The following is a 12,403-nucleotide window of genomic DNA, read 5'->3' on the forward strand; positions in this document are numbered from 1 at the left end:
ACACGCCCTGAAGCAGCTCACCGAAGGTGCCATAGGCCCAGCCACGGCCGACCTGCACCGGCCGGCCATCGAACGCGGCGCGGGCCGATCCCGATGCGATGATCATTTTTCTCCCTTGGTCGGCGCGTTACCGGATCGTTGGTCACAGCGTCGGCGGCATGGGGAATTCCAGTTCCGCGAACAGATCGGCCAGGAATGGCCTCCCCCCGATGTTCGAGAGGACGACCAGACCCGCTCCGTCGTCGAGATCCGTCGCGGTCATGCACTGGAAGCTGTGCCGATCGCCGGGATGACCGAACCACCGGTGACCGTCGACGACCTTGCTGACGCAGCCCAGGCCGTACCGACCGCCCGGCACCTCCGGCGTGATCATGGCTTGCGCGGACGCCCGGTCGAGCACCCGCGACGGTTCGCCGGTGGCAGCTGCCCGGATCTCCACCGCTACCTTGGCCAGATCGGCGGCGGTCGTCCACAGGCCACTCGCGGCCTGCTGGGGGAAGACTCGCCAGCCGCCGGGCAGGTGCGTGCCGTCGTCCCGGTGGCCGTGCGCCACACGGCCCGGCCGCAGGTGCGGGAACGCCTGGTCGAAGCTGCTGTCACGCATGCCGAGCGGATCGAGCACCAACCGTCGCATCGTCTCGGCGAACGGCTCGCCGGTGACCGCCTGGAGGACGCTCTGCACCACGGTGAAGTTCGCTCCGGAATAGCCGAACGTCCCTGCCGCGCCCGTCATCTCGATCGGCGGTGTCGCGGCCGGCGGCCGACCCAGGATCATGTCGGCGAGGGTGGGCAGCGGGTCCGCCTGCTCATGGCCCGGGTGGCCGTACTGCACCAGCCCTGCCACGTGGCCCAGCAGGCCCCGCAGGGTGACCGGTCCCGACGCGCCGCGCAACCCGCCTGTCAGGTGGGTACGCACGTCCGCGTCCAGGTCCAGCACGCCGTCCATGGCCAGCCGCAGCACGCCCACCGTGGTGACGTGTTTGCTCACCGAACAGGCCTGGAAGATCGTTTCGGCATCGACCGCCGCACCCCCACGGGCGTCGGTCGTTCCCTCACCCCAGGCCCGGGCGACCTGCCCGTCGGCGATCACCGCGACACTCACCGCCGGCGCCTGACACCGCCGACGCGCGGCGGCCATCAGTGCCGAGCCCGGCTCGAGGCGCTGCCAGGACGCCGGAACCGGCCGGTCGGCCGGTGCCGCCAGCTTTCGAAGTCGCTGCAGGTGCTCCTGAAGACGCCGGCGGCCCACCCGCTCCTCGACGTTTCCGGCCGGGAAGGTCCAGTCGACGTGCAGCCGGCCGTCTCGCACCCACGACCTGACGTCCAGGAGGCAGCGGCGCTCACCGGCGGGGGCCCGGGCCGTCGAGTCGTCGTCCACGCCGTGGAACAGGCCCGCACCGTCGCCCTGGTCGAGCAGATGACCGAAGTGGGTCAGGCTGACCCACGACCTGGATGCCAGATCGGCCTGGCCCGCCAGGTGACGCAACAGTCCATGTCCGATCCCATGGTGCGGAATCGCCGCCAGGGTGTCGGCCAGGGCGTCCACCGCCGTGTCGACGCCACCCCGGCCGACCGGCCGGACGACCACCGGGTACCTGGCGGTGAACCAGCCGACGGTGCGGGAGAGATCCACATCATCGAACAGCGGCTCGCGGCCGTGGCCCTCGATGTCGACCGAGACCGGGAGGCCGCCGCCGGCCCATTCCACCAGCACGTCCCCGAGAGCGGCCAGCACCAGCGTCTGCATCGGCACCCCGTGCGCCGCCCTGCGGGTCAGCCGGCTCGTGTCCGCTTCATCGAGCACCGCCTCGACCGTGCGGGTCGCCGACTCACGATTGATGCCGCCTACATCAACTGCGGGCGGTGGCGCCACCGGCTCGCGAGCCACCGCCTGCCACAACTCGCGTTCCTCGTCCAGTTTCCCGCTGCTCGCGTACGCGGCGAGCCGCGTGGCCCACTGCCCGAACGAGGTCGGGACCGGCGTGAGCGCGGCGGGATCGTCGGTTCGGTACACGGTGGCGAGGTCGTCGAGCAGGATGCGCCAGGAATACGTGTCCACGGCCCAGTGGTGGACCACCACCACGACGCGGTCGTCGAATCCGTCGGCCCGGATCAGTGCCGCCCTGAGCAGGGGGCCGTCGGCCAGGTCGAGACCGGTGTGCAGCCGATCGGCGATGGCCCGGATCTCGTCCCGTCGCTCATCGGCTGTCCGGGTGCCGAGATCGACCACCCGTAGCGGATTGGTGTCCGACACCGGCGCGACCCGCTGGCGCCGGTCGGGCGCGGCGCGGTCGAGACGCAACCGCAGCGCGTCGTGCTGGGCGGTCAGCGCCCGCAGAGCCCGTCCCAGGCGGCCCGGATCGGCGGCGCCGTGCCAGTCCACCTGCACCGACTGGTTGTAGTGGTCGTGCGGCACACGTTGGTCGAGCAGACGATGCTGCGCCGGAGTGAGCGGTACCGCCGACCAGGGGTCCGGGTGCTCGGCACGCGGGGCCGCCACCTCCACCGCCGCGCCCGGCGCCACGGTGGCGGCCAGGTCTCGCAGCCTGGTGTCGCGCAGCACGTCCTGCACAGTGATCGACAGGCCGGCACGCCGCCCCAGGGTGACAACCTGGAAGGCGAGGACCGAATCGCCACCGAGGGCGAAATAGTCGTCCTCTGGCCCCACCCGGTCGAGGCGCAGCACGCCCTTCCAGATCTCCGCGAGCACCCGCTCGGCCTCCGTGACGGCGGCGGCGAGCCCCGTCCCGGCCGGCCCGGCGGCGCCCGACGACGCGGCCGGAGCCGGTTCCGGAACGACCGGCGCGGGTACGACTTCGCGCCACGCGGCGACCGGGTCGTCGGCGGGCGCAACGGTGACGGCCTCGAGCAGCATTCGGTAGTGCCCGAGGAGTTCCGCGACCGCGTCCCGGTCATAGACTGCGTGCTCGAACTTCAGTCCGAGCTCGAGGTGACCGGCGACGCTCACGGTGAGCACCAACGGGAACGCGGTCTCGCCCGGAGCGCCGTCGCTCTGGTCGACCCGCAGGCCGGCCCACTCGCCCTCCTCCTCGTCGGCGGCGCGCTCCAGGACGAACAGGTTGGTGAACAGCCGTTCTCCGCGGGGCACATCGACGCATCGGGCAATCTCCACCAGGGATGCGCCGGCATGCTCCTGTTGGGTCAGGCGGCCTCGGTGCACCTCGGTGAGCCAGTCGCCGATCGACATGTCCGGGGACACGCCGATCCGGGTGGGCAGGGTGTTCATCAGCATCCCGACCATGCGGTCGATGCCGGGCACGTCGGCGGACCGGCCGGCCAGCGTGGTGCCGAAGACGACGTCATCGGTGCCGCAATGCCGGCTCAGGAGCAACGCCCACGCCCCCTGCAACAGATTCGGCAGGCTGATCCGGTAACGAGCTGCGGTGTCGCGCAGAGCCTGGAACAGCGAATCGGCGAGAGTGCTCTCCTCGACGCCGATGCCGGTTCCCGGGCGTCGACCCGCTGCGACGGCGGGTAGCGGCGTGGGACCGCGCAGGCCGGCCAACGTTCGCCGCCAGTAACCCATGTCCCGGTTCGCCGGGTGGCGGTCGAGCCAGGACAGGTAGTCACGGAACGGTGCCGGCGGATCGGCCGGCAGGGCACCGCCGGTACGCATAGCGGCGTATGTCTCCAGCACCTCACGGCTCACGATCGACCGGCTCCAGCCGTCCAGCACCAGGTGGTGGACGTTCCACAGCAGGCGGTGGCGCGTCGAACCGGTTCGGATCAGAACCAGCCGCATCGGCGGTCCGGCGGTGAGGTCGATCCCGCGCTCCCGTTCGTCCGCGGCCAGCCGCTCCAGCCAGCCCACGCGCTCGCCGTCAGGAGTGGGGGAACGGCAGTCCCAGCGTTCGACCACGATCGGCTGGGCGCGGACGACGACCTGCACCGGGTGCGGCAGGTCCTGCCAGATGAACCGGGTCCGCAGGGCCGCATGCCGGTCGATGACCCGCTGCCACGCCGTCACGAACGTTCCCACGTCGAGATCGCCGTCGAGGTCCCAGATGAACTGGCGGAAGTACTCGTCCCGCTGCGGGTCGGCGAGCCGGTGCAGCAGCATGCCGGTCTGCAGGTGGGTGAGCCGGTACACCTCGGCCGTGTCCAACTCCCTCAGCTGGGTACGCAGGACGGCGGCAGCCTCGTCGTCCAGCCCGGTGAGCGGGTCGGGCCCGGCCACCGGTGGCTCCGCAGCCGATCGCTCCGGAGCGGGCTCCGCCGCTGCCGGCTCCGCGAGGGTCACCACGGCCGCGAGACCGGCGACGGTCGGATGGCGGAACACGTCACGCGGGTTGACGGCGAGACCGTACTCCTGTGCCAGAGCGACCAACCGCACCGAGACGATGGAGTCGCCACCGAGCCCGAAGAAGTCGTCGTGCACGCCGGCCCCGGTCACACCGAGCGCCTGTTCCCAGACACTGACCAGGCGTCGCTCGGTCTCGGTGCGGGCAGCGACGTACCCGGCTTCCTCATCCCGGGTGACCGGGCCCGGTGCCGGCAGCCGGCTGCGGTCGACCTTGCCGGCCGCCGTGAGCGGCAGCTCCGGCAGACAGACGAACTGTGCGGGACGCATGTAGGTGGGCAGGTCGCGGGCCAGCCATTCCTGCAGGTCAACGGCGCTCGGCAGCTGCCCATCGGGGCGGGGCACCAGGTACGCGACCAGCCGACGATCGCCTGACTCGTGGGCGAAGGCGGCGACCGCACCCTCGACGATGTCGGGATGAGCCAGCAGCCGGGCCTCGATCTCCCCCAGTTCGACCCGGTATCCGCGGATCTTCACCTGATCGTCGCAACGGCCCAGGAAGTCGAGGTTCCCGTCGGCGCGCCACCGGGCCAGATCCCCGGTCCGGTAGAACCGGGCGCCCGGCTCCGACGCGTACGGATCCGGCAGGAACCGCTCCGCCGTGACCGACGGCCTGCGATGGTAACCACGGGCGACACCGTCACCGCCGATGAACAACTCCCCCGTCACACCGATCGGTACCGGGGAGAGGTGACGGTCGAGCACGTACATCCGGATGTTGGCGATGGGCCGGCCGATCGGGAGCGGCAGCTCCGGATCGACTTCGTCCGGCAGGACATAGGTCGAGCAGCCGACCACCGTCTCGGTCGGGCCGTACTCGTTGATGATCCGTGCCCGTGGAGCCGCCTTACGCCAGCCCAGGGCGGTTTCCGTACGCACCTCGTCGGCGCCCACCACGAAGGTGCGCACCGAATGGACGCTGTCGGGCTGCACCATCCGACGCAGCACGTCGAGATGCCCCGGCGTGATCTTGAGCAGACTGAAGTCGGCCGGCTCGGTGAGCAGGTCGGCGAGATTTCCGAGGCCCTCGTCGGGCGGCAACAGTGTCACGCTCAGCCCGGCCGTCAGCGGCAGGAAGAAATTGGGAACGGAGAGGTCGAACGCGATGGAGCCGACCATCGGAGCGCCGTCCGCGCCGTCGATCCCATAGCCGGAACGCGCCCACCACAGATAGTTGATCAGACCTCGATGGTCGATCAGCACGCCCTTCGGCCGTCCGGTCGAGCCGGAGGTGTACATGATGTAGACCAGGTTGCGCGCCGTGACACCCGTCTGGGGCGACGTGGCCGGTCGCTCTGCGATCTGCGCGGCCTCGGCGTCGAGCAGCACCGCGGGCAGGTTCTCGCCGTCGGTGGCCAGCGCCGCGAGGTCGGCCCGGGTCACCACGAGCCGGGCACCGCTGTCCCGCAGGTAGTACTTCAGCCGGTCACTTGGATGGCCGGGGTCTAGGGGGAGATAGGCGCCGCCGGCCTTGAGCACGCCGAGCAGGGCCACGAACATCTCGACGGAATGGTCCAGGAGCACGCCGACGATCTGCTCGGGGCCGACGCCTCGGGCACGCAGGTGGTGCGCCAGCCTGTTCGCGGACTCGTCCAGGTCGGCGTAGGAGACCGAGGATCCGTCGACATCGACGATCGCCGTAGCGGCGGGATTCTCGCGAGCCGCCTGCTCGAACAACTCGTGCAGGCACGTCTCCGACGGGTACCACGCGTCGGTGTCGTTCCATGTCCGGAGCACACGTTCGCGCTCGACGTCGGGCAACGCGTCGAGCGTGTCGATCGAGCCGGACCGGTCATCGGCGATCGCGGCGAGGATGATCGCCAGGTGCGCGAGCAGCCGCCGGATGGTCTCCGCCTCGCCGCAGGTGCGTTGGTACGCCAGTTGCAGGCACAGCCCGTCCCCCGCCGTCACGTCCAGCACCAGCGGGTAGCCACTGTCCAGCGCGGTGCTACCGGGCACCGGGGACACTTCCGGCGGCAGCGCCGGTTCGCGCTCCTCGTGCTGGAACACCACGATGCTGTCGAACAGGCGCTCGTCCGCCCGCACCGCGCTCTGCCGCTTGGCGTCGACCAGCGAGCAGTGGACGTGCTCGTGCAACTCGGCCATCTGATCCTGGACTGCGCGGGCCACCGCGCCGGCGGTGATCCCCTCTTCGATCCGCATCCGGACCGGGAGGGTGTTCATCAGCAGGCCGACGACCTGTTCGATCCGAGGGAAGTCCCCGGACCGCCCGTTGACGGTGACCCCGACGACCACGTCGTCCCCGCCACCGAACCGACGCAGCAGCAGTCCCCAGGCCGCGGTCACCAGCGAGCCCAGCGACACCCGCCAGCGGCGCGACACCTCGGTCAACCGATCCAGCTGGCCCCGGTCCAGGTTCAGCAGTTCGAGCGCCGTACCCGCCCGGCCGCCTTCCTCCGTCGGCAACCGGTTGACCGGTAGCGCGGTCGGCGTGGTGAATCCGCCGAGCACCTTCTGCCAGTGCACGGCGTCCGCGTCGCGGTCGCGTCCGGCGAGCCACGCCCGATGTGCTGCCGCCGGCACCGGGTCGGGGAGGTCGACGGACGTGCCGTTGCGGAGGCCTCCGACGATCTGGAACAGTTCCCGGACCACTATCTCGGTGCTCCATCCGTCGAGCAGGATGTGGTGGGTCCGCCACACCAGCCGGTAGGACGAGTCACCGGTGCGCAGCGCGGTGAATCGGTTGATCGGACCGGTCAGCTCGATCGGTTCGGCCCGGTCCTCGGCGAGGAAGTCCTCGTACCGCCGCGGAGACGCGTCGGCGCGCCAGTCGAGGACGACCAGTTCCGGCTCTGCGCGACAGTGCACCTCCTGGACCGGATGTGGCCGCCCGCGCCAGGCGAACCGGCTGCGCAGCGCGGGGTGCCGGGCGCAGACCTCGCGCAGCGCCGAGGCCAGCGCCTCCTCGTCGAGCGGCTGGTCCACATCGAAGGCGTGGTACTGCGCGTACCGGTTCTCCGCCGGGAAGGCGATCGTCTCGAACAGCATCCCTTCTTGGAGGGCGGAGAGCCGGTGCACGGACTCCACGCCGTCCGGTAGCGGTTCGGCAGCGCGGGCCGGGGCGGCGCCGTGGCCGTCAGCGGCCGGGCCGTCCGTGGCGCGGAGCGCCGCCACCACCTCGGCCACCGTCTGGTGCCGTAGCAGCAGACGCGGGGTCACCGGCAGGCCGGCGGCGCGAGCCCGGTTGGCGATCCGCACCGCCAGGATCGAGTCGCCACCGATGTCGAAGAAGTTGTCCCGCACGCCACAGAAGTCGAGATCGAGCAGCTCGGCCCAGATCGCGGCCAGCACCCGCTCGGTCTCGTCGCGTGGCCTGGTCGGCTCCGCTCGCGATGCGGCTGCCGGTGACACGTCCGGCAGCGCCTTCCGGTTCACCTTGCCGCTCGAGGTCAGCGGCAGCGCGTCCAGGGGCACGTACGTGGCCGGGACCATGTACTCCGGCAGCGTGCCGCGCAGATGGGCCGTCAGATCGCTCGCCGACAGCACGTGCCCGGGCGTCGGCACCACATAGGCGACCAGCCGCAGAGCGCCGGCCGAGGTCTGCTGTGGCACCACTGCGGCCTGCGCGATGTCGGGGCGGGCCAGCAGGGTCGAAACGATCTCATCGAGCTCGATGCGGTGGCCGTGTACCTTGACCTGATCGTCGATCCGTCCGAGGAATTCGAGGGATCCGTCGGTACGCCACCGCGCGACGTCGCCCGTCCGGTACATCCGGCCGCCGTGGAACGGGTCGGGCACGAAGGAGCCAGCGGTCAGTACGGGCCGGCCGACGTATCCGCGGGCGAGGCCGACACCACCGATGAACAGCTCGCCGGGCACCCCGACGGGCATCGGGCGCAGGGCGTCGTTCAGGACGTACAGCCGCGTGTTGTCGATCGGCCTGCCGATCGGGACGGTCGCCTCGCCCGGCGCAGACACACAGGTGTACGCGGACACGTCGATCGACGCCTCGGTCGGGCCGTACAGGTTGTGCAACTCGGCCGTGAGCCGGGAGCGAGCCTGATCCGCCAGCCCGGCCGGAAGGGCTTCGCCGCTGCAGATGACGTGGCGCAGGCTGGGAAGGTCGTCGACCGTGGGATCGGCGAGGAACTCCGCGAGCATCGAGGGCACGAAGTGCACGACGGTCGCGGCGCTGCGGCGGATGAGGTCCGCCAGGTACGCCGGGTCCTGATGTCCACCAGGCTCGGCGACCACCAGACGCGCGCCGACGGTCAGCGGCCAGAAGAACTCCCACACCGACACGTCAAAGCTGAACGGCGTCTTCTGGACGACAGTGTCGCCGGTGCCGATCGGGTAGGCCTTCTGCATCCACTGCAGCCGGTTGACCACACCCCGGTGCGGTACACAGACGCCCTTGGGCCGCCCGGTCGAGCCGGAGGTGAAGATGATGTATGCGAGGTCGTCCGGTGACACTGCCGTCAGGCCGGAAGTGCCGTCGTCGGTGATCGCCGCCTGCCGGTCCACGTCCAGCACGACGACCTCGTCGCCGGTCCAACGACCGGCGGTCTCCTGGTCGACCAGGACGACGGACATCCCGGTGTCGGCGACGATCATCGCGTGTCGGCCGTCGGGATGATCGGGATCGAGCGGCACGTACGCGCCACCTGCCCACTCGACAGCAAGCAGCGCGGTCACCAGCCTGAACGAGCGCTGCAGGCAGACCCCGACCGGCACATCGGGTCCTACCCCGGCTCGCCGCAGCCCCGCGGCTACCCGGCTCACTCGGTGCGCCAGTTCCGCGTACGTGAGCGTCTCCTGGTCGTCGACGACGGCGCAGGCATCCGGGGTCCGGGCCGCCTGCTCGGCGAACAGGGACGCCAGGGTCGTCTCGCGCAGCGGCACCTCGGTGTCGTTCCAGGACCGGAGCTGCCGGTGCAGGTCGTCGGCCCCCAGCAGATCAAGGTCGCCGGTCCGGCGTGCGGGATCGGCGGCCATCTGCTCCAGGACGGCAACCAGACTGCGCAGCAGCCGCCGTGCGGTATCGGCCTCGAACAGATCCGTGGCGTACCGGAGCTCCAGGCGGATCGCGCCGTCGTCGTCGCGCGCCACCAGCGTGAGTTCGAACTTCTCGGTGGCCTCGTCGAGGTCGACCGGCTCGGTGGTGATACCCGGAAGGTCCCACCAGTCCTCGTGGTCGTCCAGGTATTGGAACAACACCTGGAACAGCGGGTTGCGATCCGGCGCGCGTCGCACGTTCAGCGCGCGGACCACCTCCTCGATGCTGACGTCGGCATGGTCCAGCGCCCCGGCCACGGTCCGGCGCAGGCGGATCATGAGGTCACGCAGCTCCGGCCCGTCAGCCAGATCGACCGGAACGGCGACGGTGTTGACGAAGAGCCCGACAGTCTCGTCGGTGCCGGCCGTGCCACGGCGCGACATGGGCGTCCCCACCGCGAAACGCGTTTGCCCGCTGTAGCCACCAAGGGTGGCCGCGAGCCCCGCCAGCACCGCGACGAAGGGCGTCACGCCGGCCTCGGCAGCGACCTGCCGTAGCCGGTTCGCCGTGTTCGGGGGCACGGTCATCACGACCCCGTCGCCGCGGTATGTCGGTTCGGGCGGGTGCGGCCGGTCGATGGGAAGTTCCAGGTACGGGTCGACATCCGAGAGGGCCCGGCGCCAATGGTCCAGGTGGGTCTGCCGGCCGTCGGCAGCGCCTTCGAGGGCCCGGCGCGCGTAGTCGGTGTAGCGACCCGGCGCCGCGACGTCCGCGACGCCGCGATAGAGCCGGCTGAGGTCGGTGGCCAGGATCTGGCAGGACCATTCGTCGGCGATCAGGTGGTGCAGGTGCAGCACCAGGAGGTGATCGCCGTCCGCCTCGACGAGAGCAGCGCGGAACAGCGGTCCCGCCTCGAGGTCGAAGCGCCGCGCCAGCTCGGCCCGGACCGAGGCCATCGGGTCGCCTCCGTGCTCGGTCCGGTCCACCACGGTGAAGGCGGCCGGCCCCGGGGCGCGGACGATTTGCATCGGTCCGTCCTCGGTCTCGACGACGACGGTACGTAACGCCTCGTGCCGGGCCACCAGACGATCCAGCGCGGTCCGCAATCTGCTGACCTCTACGGCCCCGTGCAGTCGCACGACCTCATGCACGCTGTAGAGCCCCTCGTGTGCGCCGAGCATCTCTCCGACGAGCCACAGAGAATGCTGCTCCGGCGACAGCGGGACGGGCTCCTCGGGCGACCGTGCGGCGTCCGGTGTCTGCACCGGGCTCGCGGTCGGCGCGGCTCCGCGCAGCAGCCGTTCCGTGACACTGCGCCGTGCCGCGGCCAGCAGATCCTCGCGCTCGTCAGGAGTGATGGTCATGGGCCGACTCTCGGCCGGTCGCCTATCGGCCCGCTGTCCCGCCGTTACCGGTTGGAGGCGCCGGTCCGGGATACGTGGACGATAGGGGGTGTCCACCGCGCTCAGGCCGTAGACTCTGGTCGATGCTCGCGACTCTGCTCCCGGCCGCCGTACGCACCGCTGAGGCGTTCTCCGACATACCCGGCGAGCCGGTGTTCCCTGGCGAGGAGGACCTGGTGGCGAACGTCGTCGACCTCCGGCGCCGGGAGTTCGTCACCGCCCGCCGCTGCGCGCGCGAAGCCCTGCGGCGGCTCGGTGTGGCTCCGGCACCGATCCGGATCGGTGCCGAACGGGCGCCGGTCTGGCCGACCGGGGTGGTCGGCAGCATCACGCACTGCACCGGCTACCGAGCGGCCGCCGTCGCGCGCTCGGCCGACCTGATGTCGGTTGGCATCGACGCCGAGCCGCACCAGACACTGCCGGCCGGAACCCAGGACTACATCGTCGCGCCCGGCGAGGCCGACATGCTGCGCGACCTGCGCAGTGCCCATCCTCGGACGCATTGGGACCGGCTGCTGTTCAGCGCGAAGGAAGCGGTGTACAAGGCGTGGTTTCCGCTGACCGGACGGTGGCTCGGACTGCCGGACGCCCGGCTGACCATCGACCCCACTGCGGGCCGGTTCAGCGCGCAACTGCTCGTCGACGGACCGCGGTCCCGGTTCTCCGGACGCTTCCTGGCGACCGACCGGTTGATCCTGACCGCGGTGGCGGTCGGGTCAGGCGATTGACAAGCCCACCCCGCCCGCTCGACGGACGCCCCGAACGGGCGGCCGGTCGACCTCTGAACGCTCCGGTACGCATTGATCGACAGTGGGCGCCGGCGGCGGACGTCCGTTGAACAGACACCCTGGGCCGACCCGGCGGCTGCCCGTGACACGGCCCTCGCGGCAGGTGACCTGGCGGCGGCCGAGGTGCCGCCGGGCGGCCACCCGAGCGGTCGGTCGCACCTCGGTCGGCGGTGTCGCTGTCGTGCAGCATGCGCGGACCGTCGAGGTACGAAGAGTGGGTCACGACCCGCCTATGGGACTCGGCAACCGATGAACTCGGCTCAGAGCCGCTCCGCGTCGACGGCGGCCAGTCCCGCGGTGTGGTTCGCGTGCCTCTCCACGCACCGCAGCGCGTCCTCCGTGGTGCCGGTCACCGAGCAGAGCGAGCCGAGGTCGGGATCGGTGAAGCCCCAGTCGGTCAGCTCCTGCGCCATTCCGAGGAACCGATCCCAGAACCCGTCGGTGTTGACCAGCACGATCGGCTTGGTCAACACTTTCAGCTGGTTGAGGCTTATCACCTCCAGCACCTCGTCGAGAGTCCCGAACCCGCCGGGCAGGGCGACGAACGCGTCGGCCTGGGTGAGGAACGCCACCTTGCGCTCGCCCAGCGTCGAGGTGACCACCGTCTGCTGCGGTGGTGCCGCGATGCCTCGCTCCTTCTCGACCAGGAACGTGGGAATGACCCCGGTCACGGGCGCACCGTGCCGCTGCGCGGACCACGCCACCTCGCCCATGAGCCCCGAACCACCACCGCCGTAGAGCAACCGGTGACCGCGTCGGCCGATCAGCAGACCCAGGTGCCGGGCCGCCTCGGTGTCGGCCGCCCGCCGGCCCGGCCGGGCGCCGCAGAAGACACAGATGGTCAGGGGACGCGCCGCAGCGCCTCGGGGATCAGGCTCGGTCGGCGCCGCCGACATGACTCGCAGGCTCATGACACTGCATTGGGGACGCCGCG

General features: G+C 71.0%; 3 protein-coding genes. 1 reads left to right on the forward strand and 2 read right to left on the reverse strand.

The annotated features are described in order from the left end of the window. Positions 1-142: 142 nt before the first annotated feature. Positions 143-10,642, reverse strand: a complete 10,500-nt coding sequence (locus ACQP03_RS22195; protein WP_433458247.1) for an amino acid adenylation domain-containing protein — start codon at positions 10,640-10,642, stop codon at positions 143-145. A gap of 122 nt (positions 10,643-10,764) precedes the next feature. Here ACQP03_RS22195 and ACQP03_RS22200 point away from each other — a divergent pair, with 122 nt between their 5' ends. After that, the gene (locus tag ACQP03_RS22200) at positions 10,765-11,409 is read left to right on the forward strand and encodes a 4'-phosphopantetheinyl transferase family protein (RefSeq protein ID WP_357128433.1); all 645 of its coding nucleotides are present in this window, start codon (positions 10,765-10,767) and stop codon (positions 11,407-11,409) included. 320 nt (positions 11,410-11,729) lie between these two features. Here the strand turns inward: ACQP03_RS22200 and ACQP03_RS22205 are convergent, their stop codons facing one another. Further along, on the reverse strand, positions 11,730-12,380 hold the full coding sequence (locus ACQP03_RS22205; protein WP_091606509.1) for a TIGR00730 family Rossman fold protein: 651 nt from the start codon (positions 12,378-12,380) through the stop codon (positions 11,730-11,732). Positions 12,381-12,403 lie beyond the last annotated feature (23 nt).

The organism is Micromonospora sp. CA-248212, from assembly GCF_050948405.1.
Lineage (GTDB): Bacteria > Actinomycetota > Actinomycetes > Mycobacteriales > Micromonosporaceae > Micromonospora.